This window comes from Lactobacillus melliventris, from assembly GCF_042679465.1.
GTDB lineage: Bacteria > Bacillota > Bacilli > Lactobacillales > Lactobacillaceae > Lactobacillus > Lactobacillus melliventris.
The window spans coordinates 53,514-78,504 of record NZ_JBHTMT010000007.1 but is presented as its reverse complement, the minus strand read 5'-3'; the positions used below and the strand labels follow the sequence as shown (position 1 = coordinate 78,504).

Sequence of the window (24,991 nt, the reverse complement as noted above, 5' to 3'; positions counted from 1 at the left end):
GTGAGGAATTATATTGTGGAATATCTAAAAATTGCTAGTTTACAGGTAAATAACAAAGGCACTTTAGTTATCGACGCTTCAAATCTGACAATTAATCAGCAACAAAAAATTGGACTAATAGGTATTAATGGTTCTGGTAAGACTACATTACTAAAAATAATTAATAATAAACCTGTCAATATGGAAATAAATGCTAATATAATTAACAACTGTAAAACTTTTATGGTAACCCAAGTTATGAGCCATGATCACCAAAGTGGTGGAGAAAAAGAAAAAGAAGCTATTTTATCTGCAATAAAAAGAGCAAATCAAAGTAAAAAAGCTATTTTATTACTTGATGAACCTACTTCAAATTTGGACTTTGATCAGCAAAACTGGCTGGTAAATACGTTGAATAGTTTCAATCATCCACTGTTAGTAGTAAGTCATGATCAAGCATTCCTTAGCAAAGTAATAAATACCGTTTGGTACATAGAGAATAAAAGAGTTATTGAATTTAAAGGAACATATACCGATTATGAAAGAAAAAAAACGGCTGATTTGCAACGAACAAGAAAAGATTATCAACTAAAGAAAAAGAAAATTAACAAATTAAGACGTGTACAAAAACAATTGGAAAATAAAGGACATAATGCTATTAAAAAGAAACAGGGAATTTCTTGGTCTGATTGGAAAATAAAAGACTCAAATAAAATCGAAAAGAAATTATCACACTCTAGCAAAGTTTTAAATAAAAGGATAGATAAAGAGTCAAATCAACTAAAAAAGCCTCTTACCCGACATCCAATAACATTAAACAATTTTAGAGTTTCCAATTTGGAAATGAAAGCAAAAGATAGTTTAATAAGAATCAATGCTCAAAATATTTGCAAATCTAATAAAATGTTATTTGAAATAGCAGAAACTATAAAAATAAAAAATACCAATAAGATTATTTTGACTGGAAAAAATGGTTGTGGGAAATCTGTATTTTTATCTAAATTAGTAGATAAAAATCTAAACGGATGGATTAATCCAAAGACTAAAATAGGCTTTTTCTCACAGGATATTTCGAAAGAGATAACAAACACAAAAAAAGTAGGAGAAGAAATTAAAAAGTTAAGTGTTTTTAACACTACTACTACTAGACAACTTTTAGGGGATTTACATTTAGGTAGTTGCTTAAATAATTCAATATCAACTTTAAGTGGCGGGCAATTGGTTTGTTATAAACTAGCAAGAATTTTGCTAGGAGAGCATAATATTCTTGTACTTGATGAGCCTGATAATTTTTTAGACATAACTTCTGTAAACGCATTAATAGAATTTCTTAAAAATTATCCTTTTTCCATAATTATTGTTACTCATGACAAAAAAATAATTAATGAATTAAATTTTCAAAAGTGGAGTATAAATAAAAAAAGACTGTTATTGTCTAATACGACAAGTAAAAGTTCAAATAATGAATTGGATCTATTAAAACATAAACTGGATGAATTAATTGCTGATACTTCGATTCCTATATCTCAAGTGCAAAAAGTGTCTAAACGAATATCGGAATTAGAGAAAACACTAAATCACGATTAGTTTGTGTTTTATTGTTAAAGCTAAGATTTATTATTAATCTGAAGAAATTCAATGGAGAAATATGTTTAAACAGTTTGTTAATATTAGTCGAGTAAGATTTATTATTATTATTATTGTTCTTACGATATCACAAATTTTGAATACTGTAGCTACTTACGTTACAGATATACAGATGAATTTCATTATTAAAGGCCGTATTAATGCCTTTATTATAATTACAATAATTCAATTATTACTATTCACAATTAATGATTTTATGTATAACTTATCTAGTTATCAATGGAAAAAGCAAACTCAGGAGTATTTCCATGACGTGCGCAACAAAGAATCTCACGTTTTTTTACAAAATCAAAATAAATCGGTCAGCTCAATGCAGAATTCTTTAGGTAATGATCTCAATATATTAAATGACGATTATTTTGTTAGAATTTTTGACTTAATAGCTAGCATTATATACCAGTTTTTAGCTATTAATACACTGTTAAAATTTGATTGGGTTCTTGTATTTTTCACAATAGTAATGGCTTTGATTTCTTTATTGATACCGAAAATCTGTCAAAAATATACAGTTACTCAAACTAAAAATGTTTCTGATAACAATAATATATTTTTAAATTTAATAAAGGAATGGACGTCAGGTTTAGAAGTGGCAAGACAATATAAAATTGGTCGAGCTTTTAAGTTGGCTCTGGGGAAGGGAAGTCAGAAACTTGAAAATAGTCAAATTGCTCGGAAAAAAGTTTTGACCTGGGCCGAGTTTATCCAAAGCATTGCTGATGCTATAGGGCGTGTTGGTATTACAGTAATAGCTGGTCTCTTATATTTCGGTAATCGTGTTGGCTTCGGTGTAATTGTCACGGCTAGTGTATTCGCAGATGGTATTTTTTCGACTTTATTAGATATTGTTGAAGATATTAATTATATTAAGTCCACGAAAAGCATTAGAGACCAAACTTTGAAAAAACAAGTATCATTACCATCTTCGCAATCTTCAAATGCCAAAATGCAAAGCATAGAAAAAATCAAATTGTATAATTTATCCTATTCGTATAATGGAGAAAGTATACTGCATTATCCTGATTTAACAATTACAAGAGGTGAAAAAATACTTCTTTATGGCGAGAGTGGTTCAGGAAAGACAACGCTCATAGAACTAATAATGGGGCTTAAAAAACCATTAACAGGTACTGTATCTTTCTTTAATACTAAAGGTGAAAAAGTTAAACCCGATTTTGCTGAATTTGCATATCTTCCTCAAGATCTAGTCTTATTTCCAGGTAGTGTTATAGAAAATATCACTATGTTTAAAAAAATGCCTTTAAAAGTAGTACAAGAAGCTGCGAATTTAGTGGCACTGCCAAATGAATTTCTGTTTAAAAATATTAAAGTTTCGAAATCTATCCTTTCAGGAGGACAGCAACAAAAAGTAGTATTAGCAAGAGCCTTAGCTCATAACAAATCTATTATGTTACTAGACGAACCAATCAGTGCTATAGATAAAATATCAAGTAATAAAATTTTATCTGAGTTGCTGGCAAGTAATAAAACTTTGATTATGATAAGCCATAATTTAACTGAAAAGGAGAAAAGCCAATTTAATAAAAAAATTTATTTGGGAAAAGGAATTAACAATGAAAGTTAAAGATATATGCAAACTACATCCAATATATTTTTGGATGTCTCTACTTTTAGCTATTGCAAGTGCAGGCTTGTTTACTAATGCTAATCAAGTCCAATCTTTGCTATTTGATGCTATTAAAGAAAAAAATTTGATTAACTTTGGTATTTTGGCTGGTATCCAATTTTTATGGATTCTGGCTGGATATGGTTTTTTACAGTTTAGCAAATATTTTTGGAAGTATGCTGTTCTGAAATATTTTCACCAAATACGTCAGAAACTTGCCGACCATTATTTTTTGAAAGCTGGCAATAATGAGACAAGTAATATCCAGAATCGAATGACTACGGATTTAAATTTATTAGAAAAAAATCTATTTTATCAGATTAGATTATTAGCTTATAATTTTGCTCTGCTTTTTTTCAGCATTGGTCTGCTTTTATCATATCACTGGTTGTTATTATTGACGTCCTTATTAATCGTTGCCATACAGATTTTGGCTCCTTATTTTTTTGAAAGACCATTGAGTAAAGCGATGAATAATTTGTCGAAAGAAAACGAACATTATTTAAAAACTTTGGGACAATGGTTAATTGGATTAAACGAAATTCGCCAGTATTTTTCTGGTCAAAAATTTTTCAAAGTTTTATCTGATACTAGTCAAAATATGGAGCAAGCATATATAAGTAATGATAAGGTTAACCAAATTTTTGATTATGTTAGTAGTTTGCTTTATCTAGTAGGGGATGCAATTATGCTAATTCTAACAAGCGTTTTGGTAACACAAAATATAATTCGCTTTGGTGTAATTTTTAGTATAAGTAATTTTGATTCTTATCTTTTTGGATCAATTAAGAATATAGCTACCTGCTGGGGTTTAATTAAATCCGTTCGCCCACTCAGAGAAAAGATGGAAGATTCATGTAAAAAGGTTGTTACTAAAAATCAAACTGGTAAAGTAGTAACGGGAGTGCAAGTGACAAATTTGAAAGTTACTTTTTCGAACGGGCAAGTAATTAATTATCCGAATTTTACAGTTAAACCTGGAACAAAAGTTTTGTTGACTGGAGACAATGGTACTGGAAAATCAACTTTATTGAGAGTTATTAAAGGGCTAACACATCCAACAAGCGGAAAAATAAGTTATATTAATCACGAAGGTAAAATAATAAAACCAGATTTGAGTAGTATTGATTATTTACCACAAGAACCGGTTATTTTTCCAGCAACTATAGGTGAAAACATTACAATGTTTTCACCTCAATCTGACCACAATATTAAGCATATATGTAATCATGTAAAACTAAATCAGGATATTGATGATTTACCTATGGGACTTGAAACGGTAATTAGCTCAGAAAAAATTTCAGGTGGTCAGCGTCAAAAGATTGTTTTAGCAAGAAGCTTATTTAACCATTCTACTTTTCTATTGATTGATGAGGGTACTAGTGCCATTGATTCTAATGCTATGTACAGCATTATGCAATATTTAACAAAACAAAATATAACTATCGTTTTTATTGCTCATAAAGTTGAACAAAGGTTAAAAAATATGTTTGACGATGAAATACACCTTGAAAACAGAAAGAAAAATTGACCTATTTTGGATTTAATTACTATCTAGTTTATATACTGGACCCAAAAACTTAGACAAAAAGTTAATATCATTTCTTTAAGGCTTGTGCTCGATGTTCTTTCGAGATCGGGCCTTTTGGTCTTTCTTTAATACTTTCTTCGTTTTAGTAGCGAATGCATTTTGTGAATGCTTTAGTTAGTTTTTGCAGATTATGGCACTTATATTCTTGACCGTAAAACATTTCCATTTTAAGCAAGCCAAAGAAGTTTTCTATTAAGCTGTTGTCCATTGAATTTTCCTTGCATGACACGCTTTGAGTAATGCCATGTAATTGAGTAGAAAACAATCTCCTCAGCTCAGCCATCTAGAATCGGTGACAGGTAACAAATAAAGCTTTTGCCCCTTAAGATAAAATTTAGTAATATCGGCGTACCACTTCATATTTGGTCTTAAAGCAAGAAGGCTGGGTTTAATTAAAATGGGTGTAATCTTGCCCACTGTATCGCGATAACTAGAATATTTATGTCGATTTCATTTATTAGCTTTTAAACCCAGTTTATTCATAATCCTTCTGACCACTTTAATTTAGCTTGCTAGCCTTCTTTAATCTGTTGCAGAGCAATCCGTCGGTAGCCATAACGTTTTTGATGATAGTCATAAACTTCTTTAATTCCAGCGGTTAATTTGGGTTGCTTATTTTGTTTAACAAGTGAGAAATAGCATAATAGTAGATGCTGCGGGCAAATAAGGGTAAGTCTTAAAAATATAATCTAAGCTGACTTTAAAGATGCACCTTAGCTTAGTATTCGTCTAAATTATTTCTTGGGTGTTTTATGCTCCAAGGCATTTATTTTTTTTGTAGGCATTGACGATACACAATTGCAAGCTCTCTTCTTCTAGATGCTGAATCTTCTGTTGCAGTTGCTGTCGCAATAGTTCCTTTTTTCTTGTTTATGAGCAGTTCGTCCTTTGGGTTTGATAATGATATCGTACCCGTTTTCTTTGTATTCGCGTAGCCAATAGTTTAACATACCGTAGATTCTCAAGCTCAAATATAGTGATACTTGAATAATAGATTTAGCGCCAAATAGTGCATGCTTAATTGCATTTTCCTTGAATTCTTAGGTATAAGTTTGGTGAGAACAATCTAAAATAACTGGGCCGTTACGATCAATTAGTTTAATTTTATAATTTAAAGCTGTAGGATTTAGATTTTCTCTTCTAGCAATAGTTAGTACCGAAATACCCTTAATTTTCCAATCTTGTTAAAGTTCAATTTTTTCGGTTTAGATAGTTTAGTCATAAAAAACCAAAAGTTTGTCCAACTTTTGGGGCTCAGTACATTAAGTTCCTTCTTCATATCATATCGTTTAACAACATAAAATATTATGATATACTTAAAAGTTTTAACAGTTTTTTTACAAATCTATGGTGAACAGAAAGTATTTTTATTAAAGAATATAAAAATGTACCCTCTTAGCTTTTTTAGCTTTTAGTACACGGTTCCGATTTTTAATCAGTATCTTGTATTTTAGTTTAGTTAGATTTTAGAACTGCTTTTCAAAGACATAAAATATTTTTTGTTAAGATAATTTAGTAGTAATAATAGTTATGGCATTTTAGTCGGTTTTACGGCATTAAGTAATAGAAATAAGATACTATTTTGTCCGATTTAATGCTTCTTTCTGTTTTGTCTGATCTACATGAGTATATAAATCTGTTGCTGTAGTTCCTCGTTGCCCTAATTGTTGAGAAACTAGAACCTTATCTTTAGTTTGCTCGTATAATTCTGAAGCTAAAGTATGTCTTAGTTTATGTGGCGTAAGCCTTTTTCCAAATGCAGCAGAATATTTACTTACAAAGGATTCTATAGCATTTGAAGTAATTCTTTTTGCTTTATCTTTGTAACGGACTAGAAATAGAGCCTTATTATCAGCTGCTGGAGAATATATTACCTTTCTTGACTTATAATAGTTTGAAACATAGGGTATAACCCATTCCGATATTGGAACAGCGTCTTTCTGACCACCTTTTCGGGTTACTTTTATCATTGCGTTTTTTAAATCTAAATCGCTTGTATCCGTATTAGCAGCTTCTTGAACTCGAATTCCTGTTCCTAACATCAAAGCAATTATTGCAATGTCTCTTTTCTTATTTTTAATAAAATGACCTTTAACATAATTATTTACGTGGTTTTCATACTCGTTTTCTAAGAAGTTAAGAAAATCGTGTTTTTCCTTTCCACGATACATATGTGAACGTAGTTCATGCGCGCGGAAATTCAATGTCTTAGATGCAGGAAGTGCCTCTATTTTGGCCATAGGGTTTCGATAAAAATAAGGTTCTCCTTTGTTATTATCAGCAATGACAGTTAAATAGTGAAACAATGAACGTAATGCAACTATAGACCTGTTCACCGTAGTAGGGGAATTAAATTTTCCTTGTTTATTCCTACTATTACGTAAAAAATCTATATATAGTTTAATATCGTCTCTTTTAAGATGTTCAAGCGTTGTAAGCTCAACATTTTTGTTTGCCGATGCCGAACTAATTCCTTCTTGTCTTAGCCAAGTAAAAAAACGTCTAATTTCAGTTAAATACTGATATTTAGTAGTTATTGATAGATTTTTTTCTAGATAAAATTCTTGAACATAAAAGGGAAGTTGTCTCAATTCTACATTTATTAATTTGACATAATGAGCTCTATCCATTGAATCAAAACCTCTTTGCATAAGAACTTACTTCTAATTATACAATATTTTAGCATTATTTAAAAAGTGGGAAGAAAAAGTTACACTCAAAAAACATAAACCAAAGCCTAGCAGTAATTTTAAACTAAAATTACTGCTAGGCTAGCGATTTTGCAACAGCAACCTATTTTCGAAATCTAATACCAATTGTGAACCATCCAAAATTGTTTGGCATTTTGCCATGAACCATATCTCGCTTTTACATATGTATCAGCTGTTCTTTCCTGATTTGCAGCTGAATAGTCACCTTGTAATTTATCTGGCGTCAACTGATAACGGCCGTAGGCGCCTGATGATGGATTGCGTGCTGTGTAACTACCGCCAGACTCTCGTTGAGCGATCCATTCTTTAGCTTCTTTTTCATTACTTAAAAAAATACTCTTTGTTTCTTTATTAATGTTTATTGAAGTTGAATCATTCACATTAGCAGTCTGACTACTATCATAATTACTTCTTGAAGAGTCGTATTTTTGTTGTATCGAATTTGGAACACTTTTGCCAGAATGTGGACGTACTTTCAATTCATCATTAACATGAATTAAATTTCCACCATTCTCAAGCTTATTATCATTAACTATTTGCTGAACAGAAGAGTCGTATTTTTGAGCTATGTCCCAAGTTGTATCTCCGTACTTAACTCTAACTAGTTTGACTTTTTTTTTCTTATTCTTGTTAAAATTAGTTTTTTCATAAGTTTTATTTAGATTTGATTTTTGAGTAGTAGCAATTGCGGTATCATGACTTTGAGTTTCGCCAACCATAAGCATTGCTGAACCTCCTAAAAAAAGAAGAGTTCTGCCCTTTTTACTAAACTTTATTTCCATACTTGTTTACCTTTCTCAAAAAAAGTGTTCCATTAATGTTATAAATAATACTTTATCGTAAATTTAAAAAATTATTGGTAATACTCCATCTTTATGAAAATGAATGTTTCCTAAAAATTTAACGTAGAAAAATCAGTTAACTCAACTTTTAGGACTCACTTAAACTTGAAGAAAATCTAAGAAGGTGGTAAACAGCATAGAAATGCCTTATCATGCTTACTTAAGACTTATTAGTTAATTTTTTAGCTAAACTATTAGTAGTGCTATTTATGACCACTATAGATTACCATGCAGTAATAAAAAGCATAAATCTATTCAGTAGTTATACTTGCAACAAAAAACTTTATCTTTACAATGTTTTATAGTATCATGTAAGCAGGTTTACCGTTTACTTCTTAAGATAAGGCGGTTTACCAAGAGGAGGTTTGTTGCCATGCAAAAGCAAGGTTATGTCATGAAAGTAAGCCAGAAAGGGCAAATTACTTTGCCAGCAGAGCTAAGAAAGAAGGAAGATTGGAATCCAGGTACTTTATTGACTATTGAAAAGGATCAAAAACATAGTAACTTCAAGATCTCAAAAAAAGTAAATCTTTATGATACTGATTTTGGTAACTATGATTTTCAATCTGAACTAGTAAATAATCCTGAGCTTTCGGAAGTTAAATCAGTAGGAAATGAAGGTTGGGGATTTGAATAAAATAAGGTGAGTTCTTTTATAAATGAGTAAAGAATTTGATTTTCCAAGTCAAGGAGACGTAATAATCATAGATGCTGAACCACACGCTGGTAGAGAATACGGAGGACATGATCCACAAAAAAATAATATTAGAAGGTATATGGTAGTAATCAGTAACTCTTCATATAACAAAAAGACAGGTATGATTGTGGCCATGCCGATTTCTACTGTATCTAGGCTAAAAAATGATAAAAGATTTTATCCTATTTTGATCCCAGACAAACAAAACGGAATAAAGGGCTTTGTTTGCTTGTGGCAAATTCAAAATTTTGATTTTGTTCACCGACATGGAAAAGTTGTAAATTGCGTTAAAAGGGAATATTTAGAAACTTTGATCAATTTCGCGAATGCAATTATAGAATTAGATCAATAATTAAATTTACCCAAATTATTTCTATAAGTCAGTTATTGATATTAAACTTCAATGAATCTAAAAGCATTGAAGTTTTTTTATACTATTTTTATGCTGAGATCGCAATTCTAAGGCCAAGTTCAACTTGAGTTATAGATAATTATTAATTTAAATTGTTTAAATGCTAATTTGCGTTTTTGCTCTTAATTTACTTTTCTTCGAATCTTACTAGTGTTATTTTGTAAAAATAACACTAGCTGATTAAGTGAAAAAAGCTATTATATCAGTACTTTTATAAGTTAGCAAAAACAACTAGTGCTATAATATAGATATTTATAAAAATAACACTATTAGGATTTTAGAAAGAAAGAGTAACTTATGAAGCAGATAGTTAAGCCAATTAAAGACTCGAATGTATTAGAACAAGTAAAAGATTGTCTTCTTCATAAATTTGACACAGGCAGAAGAAATTACACTATTTTTCAGGTAGGTAAGGCAACTTTACTTAGAGTGAGCGATGTTCTTAGGCTTAAAAAAGAAGATGTTTTCGATCATCATGGTCGTGTTAAGAGAAATGCGTATACTATTGATAAAAAAACTCAGAAAAGGAATATCTTATATCTACGTCCAATTGAACGAGATTTAGAAGATTATTATGATTGGCTTGAGAAATACGAATCTGAACATCCTAAGCAAACTATTTTCACGAGTGAGTGGTTATTTCCTTCAATGACGCATCCTAACAAGCACATCGATGAACGTAGATTCTACATGATAATGCATAAAGTTGGTGAAATACTACAAATTGATTACCTTGGCACACACACCATGAGAAAAACTGGTGCTTATCGGGTATATGTACAATCTCATTACAATGTTGCCCTAGTGTCTGAATTATTAAATCATTCATCGGAAAAAGTAACATTTCGATACCTGGGGTTAGACCAAGAAACACGTGAACATATATTAGACACAATTGATTTTGGGTAGTAGCTAAAATTTAAACCAAACGTCTGTAGATTTTTGCATGCAATACTATCTAAATATATATTTGCTCGTATTCCATTCTTGCAATTGAGTATAATTTTCTTTTTTTACTTGTTTTAATATGATATACTTTCTGTGGGAAATCCCACAGAAAAGGAGAAGATATATTATGCAAGTTATCAACAATTACAATGCTCATACAGATAGTAAAAAACGGATTACACTTCGTAAATCTAAATATGACTATTACCACGTAAAAGAATATGACAACGGCTGCTTAGTTCTGGAGCCTAGAGAATTAGTTAAACCAAAAAATATTTCCGATAAAGCATTAAAAGTAATGGATGAATCTGTTGCTAATTTAAAAAAAGGAAGAGTGTCTGCACCAGTAGACTTATCGGACTTTTAAATGCGGTTTAACATTATAATGGGAGTGCCATACATGGATGAGTTATGGCAAAAGTTACAGACATCTTATCGTAGTAAATCAATTAGTAAAGCTGACGCAAACTTATATAAAAAATGGGGTAAAGCTTTAAAATTTTTATCCGAAAATCCAAAACATCCTGGTCTTCATACACATGAAATTTCATCACTAACAAATAGATATGGAATGAAAGTGTGGCAGTCTTATTTAGAAAATAAGACTAGCAATGCAAGAAGGATGTTTTGGGTTTACGCACCTAATGTAGGAGATATAACCATTATTGGATTAGATCCACATCCTGAAAACAACAAAAATGGCGCCTATGATAGAATTGATTTATCTAAAATACCTAAATAGACCATTTAAAATTCAAAACAATTTGGACTAATTTAATTCTTCGTAATAAAGCACTAAACAGATAATGCATATTTATTCAGAATAATTTCTTTCCGCATAAGTTTTTCTAAACTTAGACTTATTAATAAATTATCAAACAAAAAGGTGGATACTACATAAAAGTATCCACTTTTTTGTTATTACAGTTCGATTTTTTTAAAAATCTTTATACTAAACTTATTCATATTATTTTTCCAAAATTCATTTTGCTAAACTTATATTTAGTTCTATAATTTAGGTTATATTATATGGTTAGTATAAGGTGTTAAAGGGAAAAATGACAAAAAATAAATGGCGTATCCCTACTATTTCAACTGATATGTATGCTGAAGAATTTGCAAATTTACTTAGGGACGAAAGTAATAAGACTTTTTTCTTACAAGGTAAGTGGGGGAGTGGAAAGACAGAATATTTAAAAAACGTAGAAAAAAAAGCAAAAGACAATTTAAATTTTATTTATTTAGAATTATGGAAGCCAAACTTTAACGAAAACTTGAGTAAGCAACTTTTTGATGCAACCCATCCAAAATTGGCTAAGAGAGCTACAATAGTAGGTCATACATTGGTTGCCTTGACAATAGTTTGCAGTCTTATTTTAGCTATAAAAGGAGTTATTTCCATAAATTTACCCAATTATGCATTTACAATCACAACTATAATAGCAACTGTAGTAATTAATTTATTCAGTCTCACAAAGAACAAAGTGATAAATGTAGATAAAATCCTTATGTCATCAAGCATAAAAATGTTGAAAGGAAACCCCAAAATCTGTCCTAACGTCCTAATTATTGACGATTTTGATCGTTTAAGTCAAAAAACGCAAGGGGAACTTTATAGACTTTTCAATGCTATTCAACAAGGTAGGAGCTCATGTCGAATTATTTTTGTGGGTAATTTGAACAATATAAAGGACAATAAAAATAATTTTTTAGACAAGATTATTGACCAAGTGATTGCCCTACCGTTTGTTTTAAATCCTCAAAGTTTTAGTAATAGACTTGTAGAAATAATTTCAAGTAATTTAAATGAAGATTTGAGCAGAGTTGAAATAGGAAAGTTATTCATATACGAACACAGGACTCTACGTGAAGCTAATCATTTTCTATCGTATGTTGAAGACGAATTTTGTAGACAAAAGAAAAAAGGAAGAGTACAAACCGACCAAGAACTACTTATTATCTATCTTTATCTCTTTCATAAAGATAGATACCAAAAACTTTATGAAGATTGGCAAAAAGAAAAAAATAAAAAAGAATTAAGTACTATTGCTTACTGTATGGACTCTAATAATCTAACTAAAACTGCTACTAAGCAGGATGATGAAGATGAATTAGAACAATATATTAATAAAATCCTTGCTGATACTGTGAAATATCCACCAGAGTTTCAAAGACATCAAGTTGCTTATTTTTTAAACGAAAAATCTTATATTCCAACTGTCAACAATCTAATTATTTCCATACAAAATGATGAAATAATTAAGCCACTAGCATATTCTAAAGATAGTGATCAAGCTTTATATCAAGAGATTTTTGAATTTTTAAGCTCTGTAAACTTGGAAGATTATATTGCGGAAATAATTCCTCAGCTAGCAAAGGCAGCAATTTTTGCAATGCATTCTGAGCCACGTCATGAGCCTAATTCACTAGTTATGAAAATACTTGAGAACTGTGAAATAAGAATTGAAAATTCATTACCGGAATCTTCTTATGATAAAAGGGATTCAAAACCTATTAAGGATATTCTTTCCGAAATGCATACAATAATTTCTAATATTACAAAAAATTTGGATATCGAAATGTCCCTAACAGAGCAATTTTATATTTACAGATCCTGCTTATTAAATTTTCGTTCTCCCGAATCTGATTATAGTGTCACTCGTATTTTTAATAGTAAAAATAATCGCTTAATCAGTAAGTATGCACTTACAAAGTATTTCTCTAAAAAAGCAGATGAAATAGAAAATCAAAAAGATTTTGGTAAAAAGCTATATGATGCTGAGGCTTTACTTGTCCAATTATGTTTTTTTAAACCGACATCTTCAAATATTTTAGATGTATCATACTACAGTTTGAAGATTCCACCAATAAAAACAAAGGTTGCAAAAATAGAACAACTTGCAGATTTTGAATATGTGGCTTTTTGGGATTGCTATCTTGGACTTGGAACAAGAGCAAAAGGTGAAAGAATTCTCAATTTTGAATACAAAAATGAGATATATGGTGATTATGTATATGACCGATATAAAAAAATTAAACAAGCTGTTTGCAACTTGATCCAATCGAATAAAAGTTCAGAACTTGTTGATTTATTTGATTCAAAAGAATGGTTCCATTTCATCTTAAGAATTGCTGCCATTACCCATCAATATGATTTACAAAATATTTCTTCACAGCAAACAATATTTATACATATAAATCAGTTGCTAAGTTCGTATAAAAGCACTAAAGCTGAAGCTATAATTAAACACAGAAAAAATTCAATAAGTAATGAAAGACTAAAAGAAATTATGCAAAAATTACTGGTCAATGTGGCTAATGATCCTTATTGGACAAAAAAGATTAAATAAAATCTAAGCCACTATATTTTTTAAAAATTCTTTGAAAAAAGGTTTTACTTTGGTTAGAAGTAAAGGAGCAAATTAAATGAAAGATACCGAATGGAAAATCAAGGAGATTGATACATCTGATTGGGCAAAAAAGTTTGCCGATTTATTAGTAAATAACGGTAATAAAACTTATTTTTTACAGGGCAAATGGGGTAGTGGAAAAACTAGATATTTGCAAAAAACAGAAACTTTATCAAAGGATACACTAAAATTTATTTATTTAAGTTTATGGCATCCTAAAAATGAAAAAAGCTTAGCAAAACAAGTATTTTCTAAGGTCAATCCTATATTAAATTTCTTCAAAGGGCTTTTCACTTCTGCACTAGTCGGTTGGATGATATTTGGTAGCGCTTGGCTAACAGGTATAGGTATTTTTAATTATGTTAATTTTGACGCATGGTTTTTATTAGTTACTGTAATTACTGTAATTGTGACTACTTTGTTTAACTTATCTAAGAACAAATTAATAAATGTTGATACTATTCTAATGAATTTGAGCCTTTTTAAATTACGTTGGCCATTTTACAGAAAAAGTAGAGTTTTGATAATCGATGATTTTGATCGGTTAGATGAAGTTACACAAAAAGAACTCTATAAGCTTTTTAATGCTATCCATGAAGAAGGTCTAAAATACCCTCAAAAGATTATTAAGTGGTACGATAAAAAACCAAAAAAATTATTTAGACCGATAATTTTTCTATGTAAAAAAATTGTTGAATTTAGTGAAAATAGGAAAGCAAGAATAGTATTCGTAGGGGATTGGAAAAACATAGTCAAAGTAAAACATAATTATTTAGAAAAAATAATTGATCAAACAGTATCGCTACCAATCATATTAAAGCCTGAATTTTTTGGAGAGGAAATAATGCTAATTATTTCTGAAAACTTAAAAGAAGAAATAGATGATATGGAAATTTTCAAGCTCTTCGAACTTGAAAACCTTACGTTACGTCAAGCAAATCATTTTTTATCTTATGTAAAAAATGAATTCTTTAGACAAGAAAAGATAGGTAGAGTACAAGTAAATCAACAACTTTTTATCATTTACTTATTTTTATTCCATAGAAATATGTATGAGATTTTAATTAATAATTGGCAAAAGATTCAGGAAAAGAAAAGTATAGAAACTTTAAAAGCATTTGAAATATCAAGTAATGATGATCAAGCCCAAAAAGAAATAAAGCAATATGTTAACAATATTTTTAAAGAAGATAGTGATAACATATCATTTCCTGAACCTTTTGTAAGTTTACCTGTAAATTATTTTATTAATGATTTAACTTATACTCATTCAGTTAGAGAATTAAATAAAATTATTAATAACTCGAAAGAAATTCGTCAACTGGCTTTTGGCCATGATACTGATAAAGCAAGTCTTATTGATGAGCTTTCATTATATTCTGTTTCAATAAACAATGAAAGTTATTCGAATAAGTTATTGATAGCTGCTATTTCTGCAATGTATGCTGAGCCACGGCATAAGCCCAACTTGCTGATCAAAAAAATATTTCTTAATTACGAAATTAAACTTGAAAAAACCGAGTTTAACACAAATCCTATGAAATCACCGTTAGAGCGAAATAAGATCGTTTTTTCTAAAATGAGTAAAGCAATAACTGAAATGGCTAAAAAACCAAATAACGAAGCCTTATTAACAGAACTACTTTATATTTACAGAGCCTGTTTACCAATTTATGGAACTGTTACGCACAGTTTTAACAATGCCGATAGATCTATTTCAGATATACAGCTTAACAATATTAATAGATACTCACTTACTAGGTACTATTCTAAAAGAGCATATGAAATAGAAAATCAAAAAAATTTTGGTAAAAAGCTATATGATGCAGAAGCTTTGCTCGTTCAATTATGTTTTAAATCACCAAGTCCAGATATTTCAGACGAAGCATATGACAACCTAAACATCCAACCAATAGAAAAAAAGGTTGAAAAAATAGAGCAACTTGCAGATTTTGAATATGTGGCTTTTTGGGATTGCTATCTTGGACTTGGAACAAGAGCAAAAGGTGAAAGAATTCTCAATTTTGAATACAAAAATAAAATATATGGTGATTATGTATATAACAGATATAAAGAAATTAAACAAACTGCTTGTAACTTACTTAAGTCAAATAAAGGTTCTGAACTTGAAAAAATGCTTAATTCTCGTGAATGGTTCGCCTTTTTCTTAAGAATTGCCGCTATTACACATCAATACAATGTGCGAAATAATTTTTCCCAAAAGGTGATATTAAATAAGTTAGCTCAATTATTGGATTCATATAAGTTGATGCACTTACAAGATTTATTAAGTCAAGTTCAAAATGATCCCGACTGGATATCATTCATAAAAAAAATATTGTGAAAATATATAGAAGATAAAGCTATAGTCTAATTTCCTAGTAACAATAGTTTTTATACCACTTTGTAATTAATAAAAAGTAAGCAAAATTCTAATAGGTAAGTCTCAAACTCTTTTATTAAAATTAGTGTTTTAATAAAAGAGTTTGAGATTTGAGATTTTGAACTTAAGTTTCAGTTTATTTGATATGAAAGTTTGTTGATCTAATAAATTTACCAATTATAGACCTTAATTATTTATTTGTTTGCCTACAAAGACAAATTAATTAGCTTTATAGCCAGTAAAACATGCAAAAAAAGAAGTCATAAATCAGTAAATATCATTCACTGGGACTTATAGACCAGTATCTGTCTCTTCTGTATAGGTAAAAAATTAATTTAAAATAAACTTAGGCCTAAAAGCAATTCACTACTCTTTTGATTTAGATAATTATTTTCCTTATATATAAAAAACTCTTTAATTAAAGTTTTTACTTTAATTAAAGAGTCATCTTATTACTTGAATTTTATATTATTTCTTAACTTCTATACCAGTTTAATTTTTTTCTACATTTTGTAAACTCAACTTTTGCCCTTACTCATATAACTCTTTCTGCTTAGATAAAAAAGTAGCACTTAATTTAGTGCTACTTTCCTTTATATGATTAACTATTTACTATTTACAACAATTTTTCTCATTACAAAATACAGACCTAATAGTACAATCACTTGAACTATTCCCAGAGTTATACTTACGGTAGTTAAAGCCGTAAAGTTCTTGAATATCAAGTAATATATGATCGGTGGTACAGCAATAATTACAATTGCTGCTGGAACAAATATTTTACTTATTACATGTCCCCCATATTCCATACCTGCAAATAATATAGCTAATAGAAAAATAATCCATAACATCTTATTAACCTCACCTATAATTACAAAACACCAATGGTATAATTTCCTACCCATTGATTAATATCCATGTAAAGATAATTGTGAGGATGAGTGTTGTTCATGTAATTTAAATCACTTTCAATTTTTGCATAATATGCAGAAAATAAGCCTAGTGAAAGAACACCACCAACTACTTGCATAGTTTCAAGGTCATGATCCATTTCATAAACTGCTGCATTACTTCTAAAGTAGTAACGTGTGCCCCATGCAAAGCTCTTCCATGTATAATGCCTATTAGAGCTTCTTAATAACGGAGTAGAAGTATAAGATAGATCTTTACCTATTACAGCATTACTCAGTTTTACATTTGAATTAGATTCACTAACCTTATCCTGTAATGCTTGATATTGCTGTGGGTTCAATACATTTTTAATAGATGGGTCCAAAACATATTGGTTATCTTTTACACTAATATATTTTTTAGCTACATCTACAGTTTCTGGAGATAAATTTGCGGTGGTTCCAAGTTCTCCATTAACTTGATTTTGAACAGTACTCTTACTTGGTTGTGAAGTTTCTACTGTGTCAGCAAAGGTCTGGCTTACATTTGAAATAGCAAATGGAGCAACCATACTTACTGCAGTAACAACTTCAGTTAAAATATTAATTGACTTTTTCATTTTGTTTACCTCATATATTTTTCAGCCCTTTTGATTTAAAGAACCCAAACTTTTCTATTAAAAAATAAATTAGAAAATATATTTTTGTTTTTCTAGGAATTAATCCAGTGCGCACATTTGATTTATTCCTAGCATTAGGATATCATTAGTTTACAATTAATTGTGTGCAATTTTTGCACATTATTTTAAGACTTTTCTTTTTACAAAAGAGTGAAACTATGAGTAATTTTGGAAAAACTATACATAATATGAGATTAGCTCAAAAAATATCTCAACAAGAATTAGCAAAAGATTTATTTGACCGTAGTGAAATTTCTAAGATTGAAAATGCTGAACTTTCCACTACTTATGAAAATGAAATCAAATTAATTAAACGTCTTGGATTAACGCCGAATGAGTTTGAATATATTTGTAATGGCTATCATATTAGTACTAAGAGTCAATTATTACATCGTTTTTTAAACCTTGCTGGCAGCATTGATAAAAATAAAATCAATAATTTATTAAATGACTGTCTGCTAGTGAAAAACGATAACGATATTAAAAATATTTCAATTATTCTTAGATCCTTATTGATGGTGGATAAGCCTAACGGCCTTAATAAAGCTCGAGAACTCGTTCAACCGATTTGGTTTAGTTCACTTAGAAATGTCAAAGTTCTTACAGCCACTGACATTACAATTTTGAACTCAATCTTATTTGCGTTTGATTATCAAACAGCAAAGGAGATTATTTCAAAAATTATTTCAGATATAAATCAATACTACCCATTTTTGAGGTCATTAAAAGCCGATACACTTATTAATCAAGCAATTATGGAAATAACAAAGCATAAATTTAAATTGGCTATAACTACCCTAACTAGCTTAAAGCCACTTCTTAAAGATTTGAAACAATACGATAAGTTGCTTGTAGTTAATGCTAGATTGGCAATTTGTCAAAATAATAGGAAAGAAGCACTAGACCAAATTAACTTACTACATAAGATTGGTGCAGATGCATTAGCTAAAAGTTTAAGCCGAGAGATAAAAGACTCTTTATAATTAGCTTTAAAACATTAATTATTGTCCATATTTCTAACTTGAATAAACATGTAATTTTTTGCTTTTTATCATTTCAACATTTACAAAGCTAAATTTAATAGCTTTTATTTTTTTGTTTCATTATAAACATGCTGAATCAAATCATTCGCAAAATCTTTGTTAACAGGTACTTTCAAATTTGCTGCATGTTTAACTAACTTTTTTGTGGCAGAAGCTTTTTTTTCTGCTCCTGTTTTGTTTTTGCTAGATTCATCCTTAACTATTTCTTTAGCAATAATATACCAAACTTTTAATTTATCAGCCAAATTTCTGTTATGAATTTGGATATAAGGATAAATTCCTACAAATAAAAAAGCCAATACAACTATTAATATGCCTATTATATCTAGTAGATTTTTGAAATTAATCATTTTTCCATCTTCCTTCTTCTTCGTTACCATGAGACATTTTTAATTCTCTTATTTCATTTTTTAATAGGTCTATTTCATCTTCATCTTCTTGATATTTTTGGTGATAGAATTTTATATCACCATATAAGCGTTCCCTCTCCTTTTCGTAACTTTCCAGTTTAGTTTTAACATGCCATTGGTATAAACCAATAAACATTGATATAAGTATTCCAAAAGCAGTAGAAGTTAACAATATAATTATATTGTTTGTCATATTTCTCACTTCCCCTTCTTCTAAACAAAAAGCCTATTGGTAGAAGAACCAAGAGGCTTACGTTTTAAACTTCGAATCTATCATTATCATCTTAGTTTGAGCAATTACCTCCTTTTTTGGTTTTTATAATTTCCACAAATATTTAAATAATAAATCTATACTAATGGATAATATAGCACTAAATTCCGCAAAAAGCAAACGTACGTTTGCTTTTTATATAAAATTATGCTATATTGGTATTGGAAAGATATGTTAATATTAATGTTTTTTATGTTAAAGGACGTGATATTTATGAGTAAAGCACTAATTATACCTAAATATAAAATAAGTAAGTCTTTATATAGTAAGTTGTTAACAGATAAAACTACTCCTACAAATTATATCGAGTACGATTCGAGTATTGTTTTAAAGCATCTATCAGGTTTAAATAAGGCTGGTAACTTTAATATTGAAAAGTCTGACATACTTTCTTCACGTATTACAATCACACCAGACTATGGCTCTTTTGTTTTGATGGTAATTGACAAATGTGGCACTGCTTATTTCGTTTCTTACGATTTAAATAATATAGCATCACTTATTGATGATAATGAGGATGATGTTCTTAACCTTGAAAATGTAGATTATTTTAGTAAATTTATGATTAAAAACTTTAGTAGTTTAGTTGGCTCTTTCCAAGGTTTTGGAATTGATAATAGATTTAATATATATATCGCTAGCGAATATCCTCCAACCGTAAGTAATTATTTTTCGCATGACCGTAAAATTATCAAAATAGCTTGGAACAGCACGGATCCTTCTGAATGGAGAATCTTAGATATGCTAGATGACACTATTTTGGATCATGAGCACTGCACAACTGAATTTAAAAGTATCCAAGTAATTAGTGAAGATCATATTTTTTTAACTGTTTCTTATTACAGCCTCAAAATTGACAAGCACTTTATTAGATCAATCGTACCAGTTTGTAACCGGGTCTTTGAAGTCAGATGGTGCTCTGATCCAGACATTATCTAACTGTGATATCTTATGATTAACTAGCTTGATACTTTAGATAAAATCTTTTACTCTTAATTTTACTCAAATAAAAGCGTTATAATTAGTTTGGTTAGTGCCTTAAAGAAAGAAGTAAAAGTTATATGTATAAAAAACTTTTTCGCTACTTACTAGTTGCTATCTTAAGCGCGTCTGTAAGTTTGATATTAAACCAACATGTTAATACTGTAGACGCCAAAAGTATTGTTAAGACTATAATGCATAATGCTCAAGCTTGCGACTTATACGGTGATAAAGTCAAAGGAAAATATACGGCTTATACTCAAGTTACGGTGGACGACGATCCAATTTCTTTTAGATTTAAACCGTTTGCACCAGGTTACGAAATTAGCGGTAAAAATAAATATATCAAGGCCAGCAACATAGATGGCGTTAAACGTAAAATCAAACATAATTCCTTTGTTTACGCTACGAGTTCACGTAGAGCCGATTCTCGCTTACTTAAAAAAGGTAAGACGATTACAACTTATGGCAATTCCTTCAAATTTAAGAACGGTCTAAGATATTACCGTATTGGTGGACCTAAAAAACAATACGTCAAAGCTGCTAACTTGGGTAAAATTATTGGCTCTAATACAGAAGAAACAACTGTGACAGTAACTGCAAAAAAAGGTGCTGATATTACTGATTATGCTTATATTGATAGTGACGATGAAGACATTGTAAAGAGAGTCAAGAAAGGAACCAAATTCAAAGTTGATTATGCTCAATATTCTTCCATGGATATAGACGATCCTGATGGATATGAATATCATATTAAAGGTACAGACTTTTGGATATGGTACCGCGATGTCAAAGCGGATAAGAAAATACCAATACATGATTATAAATTTGAACATTATACTTATATTATGTTTTATAAAGATACTGATGTTTATAATGCTGACGGTACAAAGCAAGATCATCATGGGCAAAAAATTATCAAACAAGGAGGTTTTATAAAAGTAAACAAATTGCTTTATATATGGGTGCAAAATGATAACAAAGTAGAGCTGTTTTATCATTTAGCAGGTCATCAATTTTATGCTACAGATTTGCCAAACGGAAGCAGTGGATCTGATGTAATAAATGTAGGTCAAGGTTATGTTAAGAAAAAAGATGTCAAATTTATTGATGGCCTAAAATTAAGTCCAAGTAATACTCCTGAAGAAGCAATTAAAAATTTTCATAAAAAATAAAAATTAGTGAAGTTATGTAAAAGTGAAATGAGGCTCGGAAGTTGTCTAACTTTCGGGTCTCATTTTTTAATAAATAAGTATTTTCACACTTTTATATTTCCCCAAATTTAGATTTGCTTTTAACCCAGAAAAATGATATATTCACATATAGGAACACGTGTTCGTATATTTTAGAAGGAGATATTTAAAATGGTAGAATTTAAGTTTAAGTCATATGCAACGCACATAAATAAAATTAAAAAGTTTGAACTAGATATAAAACATCATTCTGTTGTACAGAAAGGTAATATTGGTACATCTTTTATCTATGCTCTTCAATTGAGAGGTCAAAGTAAAAACATTTATATTTTACGAGGCAAACGGCCAAAATCAAATGAAGAAGGAACAAACTTTAAAATACCAATGAATGAATCCTCACCTTTATTAATTCTTAAAAGTAAGGCTGGAGGACATTCAGAGACATGGGAATATTCTGGTATTACAAATAAATGGTTTGTTGGAACAAAGAGTAGTAAAGGTTCAAGTAAATGGGATACTCAAATAGCTAGAATTGATATCAAAAATTCCAAGCCTGTATATAGTTCTAATGCTCAGCTTACACGATTAGGATATTTAAACAGAGCAGGAAATGAAAAAGATAGATTTGCTGGCAAATATATGCATCGAGTTGAAATTGCCCTTTCACCTGATTATAAAAAGTTTTTAATTGCCAGTGTAGAGAAAAATGGTACTGGACATTTTGCAATTTATCCTACTCATTGTATTAACGAGGAACTTGATAAAAAAGAAGGTGAACATGGTCTTATTAATATAGGTGATTTGACGGATAAATTAAAAGATCCAGATAAAAGTGAGATAGAAAGTTTTACTGTCAAACCCTTTTTAAACATGTATAAGAAGGGTAAAGACAAAAAAACTAAGCAACCTATCGATGTAATACGCTATCAAGGAAATATTGAGTCTGTTCAGGGATACGATTTAGACAATGACGGTAACATTTATATTACCAGTCAAAAATCCCCATTTTACGATAAAGTTAAAAAGAAATTTACAACATATCACAAACAAATTATAAAAATTCCTTCAAGAAGTGAAAATGGGGAAAAATTATCAGAAGAAGAAAGAGCTGATATGTCTAATTGGTTTGCAGTCAACCTAAGTAAATGGAAAAAAATCGACATCGCCGGTAAGCATAGTGAAGTTGAAGGTATTCAAATAATTGATGAAGATCATGCTTATGTAACTGTTGCTTACCATGCTTTAGTAAAAGGTAAAAACACGACAGTATTAAACGTGATTTACGAATTAAACTGGGATTGGGTCCCCGTAGAAAGTGTGACAAATTAAATATAAATAAAATAGAATAATCTATCTATATTGAGAAGTGCATTGCTCACAATGCACTTCTTTTTTATCTCATTACACTCTGGTTCAAGCTTTCTAATTCAAATTAAAAGTAAAATTTGCCTTTTGTTTATTATTTAATAACTTAACTATTGTGTACAGACCTCGCTGTAACTGGCGCGTCTTAGAAATAAGACGCGCTCCTTTGTTTTTTTATAAATTGAGTGTAACTTTTTCTTCTTTTAAAATTAACCAAAGACTTAAATCTCGTTTACTTTGAATTCAACCAAAGATCCTGTATTTTCCTTTGGTCTACAGTGTTATAACTTAGGTTTTTCAGTCTAAATACCGGCGTACTATTGACATCTAGTCTCTTTAATTGCCTTTTAGTTAAATTATTGACATTAATTATGTATACATACTTTTTGTCTAAAGCATGTTTTATCATTAGCCTAGGTAAAGTTTTTTTACACCGAATACAATCTTTACGGTAAATGATTGCTAATTTATTCGAATTAGAACTAATTTTATTAAAAGTAGTATTTTGCTCCCAAATTACATATCTTGTATAAGGCAAAAAAATATATCTAGTTCCTATTACAAGCAATGCTATTTCAATAAAATGGTGCATATTTTTTACTTTTCTAAAGATTTTTACATTATTTTTAAATTTCATATTCTGCATTTAATATCTTTGGATTATTTTCTTTAAACTTTAATCCCTCTATTTGCCTGCCAATATCTGTTAAAACCCCAATAACAATTAATAAACTTGAGCCACTTAAACCGGTTCTTAGGTTTGGTGAAATACTATTTGATAATATTATTGGAATTACAGAAATTGTTGTTAAAAAAATTGATCCTGGCAAGTCTAAATCATATAAGAGATTACGAATATAGATAGCTGTGGGTTCCCCAGGCCACACACCTGGTATATAAGCTCCTTGACGAGAAAGATTGTCTGCTAGAATATTTGGGTCAACTTGAATCAGAGAATAAAGATAAGTAAAAAATATTATTAAAATAATATATAAAACAATGCCAGTAGTTGTACTTAAAGAAAAAATATTATTGACTACTCTAAACCAATTATTTTTTTGGTCATTCTGAAAAAACATTAAAAATGTTTGCGGAATCATTAAAATACTGTTGCTAAAAATAACCGGGACAACCGACGGCACAATTATTTTCAATGGTAAGTAACTGTAGGGAGAAGTTTGACTTATCCTTCTGGTGTACTGTATAGGAACTCTATATTCAGATCGATTAAACCAAGTAATAAAAACAACCAAACTAATTAATAAGAAACACACAAAAAAAATCTTGTCCCAGCTTGTGCCAGCTGTATCAGACACATTTAATATGAATGATTTAACGCTTTTCGGCAATTGCTTGACAATACCTGCTGCAATAATTACTGATATCCCATTTCCTAATCCATATTGTGTAATTTGATCCCCTAGCCACATTGCAATAAATGTGCCAGCCGTTAACAAGAAACCAATTACTAAGTAGTTCCACCAACTATTTATTAAAACAAAACCATAGTTGGTTAAAGTATTAATCCCGGAAATTATGCCAACAGATTGCACTAAGCCTAAAATAACTGTAAAACTTCTTACTAGTTGGCCTAATTTTCTTCTTCCTATTTCTCCTTGTTTACTCCAATCAGTAAACGTTGACACTACGTTTGACTGTAAAAGCTGGACTATAATTTGTGATGATACATAAGAACTGACCCCCATTGACATTAGTGAAAAGTTTTGAAAACCACCTCCAGATAACAAACTAATCATGGTAAGAGTTGCATTATTGCTTAGTAGAACTAGCTGTCTAGGATTTACGCCAGGAATTGTCACATATGTTAAAAGATCGTATATAATTAACACAAATATGGTAATCGCAAATCTCCTTATCAAATTTTGGCGACTTTCTTTTTTTGGAGTAACCATC

The 24,991-nt window shown here is 29.8% G+C and carries 21 protein-coding genes and 1 pseudogene; 14 read left to right on the top strand and 8 right to left on the bottom strand.

Translation table 11 applies throughout. The features are described 5' to 3' along the window. The first annotated feature begins 15 nt into the window (after positions 1-15). The 3 genes from ACFQ32_RS08295 (at position 16) to ACFQ32_RS08285 (ending at position 4,781) form a co-directional block, all read left to right on the top strand. Complete coding sequence (locus tag ACFQ32_RS08295) at positions 16-1,566, top strand: ATP-binding cassette domain-containing protein (protein ID WP_046325833.1); 1,551 nt, start codon at positions 16-18, stop codon at positions 1,564-1,566. Between the two features lie 61 nt (positions 1,567-1,627). Beyond that, positions 1,628-3,208, top strand: a complete 1,581-nt coding sequence (locus ACFQ32_RS08290) for an ATP-binding cassette domain-containing protein (RefSeq protein ID WP_046325832.1) — start codon at positions 1,628-1,630, stop codon at positions 3,206-3,208. Beyond that, positions 3,198-4,781 carry an ATP-binding cassette domain-containing protein gene (locus ACFQ32_RS08285; RefSeq protein ID WP_046325831.1) on the top strand — a complete coding sequence of 528 codons (1,584 nt, stop codon included), beginning with the start codon at positions 3,198-3,200 and terminating at the stop codon, positions 4,779-4,781. Before ACFQ32_RS08290 ends, ACFQ32_RS08285 begins: the two co-directional genes overlap by 11 nt. Positions 4,782-4,848: 67 nt before the next feature. Here the strand turns inward: ACFQ32_RS08285 and ACFQ32_RS08280 are convergent. The 3 genes and pseudogenes from ACFQ32_RS08280 to ACFQ32_RS08270 form a co-directional block, all read right to left on the bottom strand. Further along, positions 4,849-5,091, bottom strand: a pseudogene (locus tag ACFQ32_RS08280) (IS3 family transposase); the annotation flags it as partial. 1,327 nt (positions 5,092-6,418) lie between these two features. Next, positions 6,419-7,471, bottom strand: coding sequence for a tyrosine recombinase XerS (gene xerS / locus ACFQ32_RS08275; protein ID WP_046325829.1), 1,053 nt, complete (start codon positions 7,469-7,471; stop codon positions 6,419-6,421). Between the two features lie 176 nt (positions 7,472-7,647). Then, the gene (locus tag ACFQ32_RS08270) at positions 7,648-8,334 is read right to left on the bottom strand and encodes a LysM peptidoglycan-binding domain-containing protein (RefSeq protein WP_052724689.1); all 687 of its coding nucleotides are present in this window, start codon (positions 8,332-8,334) and stop codon (positions 7,648-7,650) included. A gap of 433 nt (positions 8,335-8,767) precedes the next feature. On the opposite strand from ACFQ32_RS08270, the gene ACFQ32_RS08265 reads away from it, so the two are divergent. From ACFQ32_RS08265 to ACFQ32_RS08235, 7 genes are all read left to right on the top strand, one after another. Beyond that, positions 8,768-9,031 (top strand): AbrB/MazE/SpoVT family DNA-binding domain-containing protein, encoded by a 264-nt coding sequence (locus tag ACFQ32_RS08265; RefSeq protein WP_046325828.1) that lies wholly within the window; start codon positions 8,768-8,770, stop codon positions 9,029-9,031. A gap of 22 nt (positions 9,032-9,053) precedes the next feature. Then, a complete protein-coding gene (locus tag ACFQ32_RS08260; RefSeq protein WP_046325827.1) occupies positions 9,054-9,443 on the top strand; it encodes a type II toxin-antitoxin system PemK/MazF family toxin in 390 nt (129 codons plus the stop codon). A 357-nt stretch (positions 9,444-9,800) separates the two neighbouring features. After that, positions 9,801-10,412, top strand: a complete 612-nt coding sequence (locus tag ACFQ32_RS08255; RefSeq protein WP_046325826.1) for a tyrosine-type recombinase/integrase — start codon at positions 9,801-9,803, stop codon at positions 10,410-10,412. A 166-nt stretch (positions 10,413-10,578) separates the two neighbouring features. Further along, a complete protein-coding gene (locus ACFQ32_RS08250; protein ID WP_046325825.1) occupies positions 10,579-10,818 on the top strand; it encodes a hypothetical protein in 240 nt (79 codons plus the stop codon). A gap of 33 nt (positions 10,819-10,851) precedes the next feature. Further along, positions 10,852-11,193, top strand: a complete 342-nt coding sequence (locus tag ACFQ32_RS08245; RefSeq protein WP_198214043.1) for a hypothetical protein — start codon at positions 10,852-10,854, stop codon at positions 11,191-11,193. A 316-nt stretch (positions 11,194-11,509) separates the two neighbouring features. Next, positions 11,510-13,801, top strand: a complete 2,292-nt coding sequence (locus ACFQ32_RS08240) for a P-loop NTPase fold protein (RefSeq protein WP_046325823.1) — start codon at positions 11,510-11,512, stop codon at positions 13,799-13,801. Positions 13,802-13,877: 76 nt separating this feature from the next. Then, complete coding sequence (locus ACFQ32_RS08235; RefSeq protein WP_046325822.1) at positions 13,878-16,205, top strand: P-loop NTPase fold protein; 2,328 nt, start codon at positions 13,878-13,880, stop codon at positions 16,203-16,205. A 644-nt stretch (positions 16,206-16,849) separates the two neighbouring features. Here ACFQ32_RS08235 and ACFQ32_RS08230 read toward each other — a convergent pair. After that, positions 16,850-17,095, bottom strand: a complete 246-nt coding sequence (locus ACFQ32_RS08230; RefSeq protein ID WP_046325821.1) for a hypothetical protein — start codon at positions 17,093-17,095, stop codon at positions 16,850-16,852. Positions 17,096-17,115: 20 nt separating this feature from the next. Then, positions 17,116-17,754 carry a hypothetical protein gene (locus tag ACFQ32_RS08225; RefSeq protein WP_052724688.1) on the bottom strand — a complete coding sequence of 213 codons (639 nt, stop codon included), beginning with the start codon at positions 17,752-17,754 and terminating at the stop codon, positions 17,116-17,118. A gap of 218 nt (positions 17,755-17,972) precedes the next feature. Between ACFQ32_RS08225 and ACFQ32_RS08220 the strand changes: the two genes are divergently transcribed. Continuing rightward, entirely contained in the window at positions 17,973-18,797 is an 825-nt protein-coding gene (locus ACFQ32_RS08220; protein WP_046325820.1) for a helix-turn-helix domain-containing protein, read from the top strand. Positions 18,798-18,901: 104 nt separating this feature from the next. Here the strand turns inward: ACFQ32_RS08220 and ACFQ32_RS08215 are convergent, their stop codons facing one another. Both ACFQ32_RS08215 and ACFQ32_RS08210 read right to left on the bottom strand, forming a co-directional pair. Continuing rightward, on the bottom strand, positions 18,902-19,207 hold the full coding sequence (locus ACFQ32_RS08215) for a phage holin, LLH family (RefSeq protein WP_046325819.1): 306 nt from the start codon (positions 19,205-19,207) through the stop codon (positions 18,902-18,904). Then, positions 19,200-19,460 carry a hypothetical protein gene (locus ACFQ32_RS08210; protein WP_046325818.1) on the bottom strand — a complete coding sequence of 87 codons (261 nt, stop codon included), beginning with the start codon at positions 19,458-19,460 and terminating at the stop codon, positions 19,200-19,202. The genes ACFQ32_RS08215 and ACFQ32_RS08210 overlap by 8 nt, the downstream gene beginning before the upstream one ends. Before the next feature lie 291 nt (positions 19,461-19,751). Here ACFQ32_RS08210 and ACFQ32_RS08205 point away from each other — a divergent pair, with 291 nt between their 5' ends. From ACFQ32_RS08205 to ACFQ32_RS08195, 3 genes are all read left to right on the top strand, one after another. After that, complete coding sequence (locus ACFQ32_RS08205; RefSeq protein ID WP_046325817.1) at positions 19,752-20,477, top strand: helveticin J family class III bacteriocin; 726 nt, start codon at positions 19,752-19,754, stop codon at positions 20,475-20,477. Positions 20,478-20,599: 122 nt separating this feature from the next. Further along, positions 20,600-21,694 carry an SLAP domain-containing protein gene (locus tag ACFQ32_RS08200; RefSeq protein ID WP_046325816.1) on the top strand — a complete coding sequence of 365 codons (1,095 nt, stop codon included), beginning with the start codon at positions 20,600-20,602 and terminating at the stop codon, positions 21,692-21,694. 189 nt (positions 21,695-21,883) lie between these two features. After that, on the top strand, positions 21,884-23,041 hold the full coding sequence (locus ACFQ32_RS08195) for a helveticin J family class III bacteriocin (protein WP_046325815.1): 1,158 nt from the start codon (positions 21,884-21,886) through the stop codon (positions 23,039-23,041). 662 nt (positions 23,042-23,703) lie between these two features. Here ACFQ32_RS08195 and secY read toward each other — a convergent pair. After that, complete coding sequence (gene secY / locus ACFQ32_RS08190; protein WP_046325814.1) at positions 23,704-24,990, bottom strand: preprotein translocase subunit SecY; 1,287 nt, start codon at positions 24,988-24,990, stop codon at positions 23,704-23,706. Between the last annotated feature and the right edge of the window lies 1 nt (position 24,991).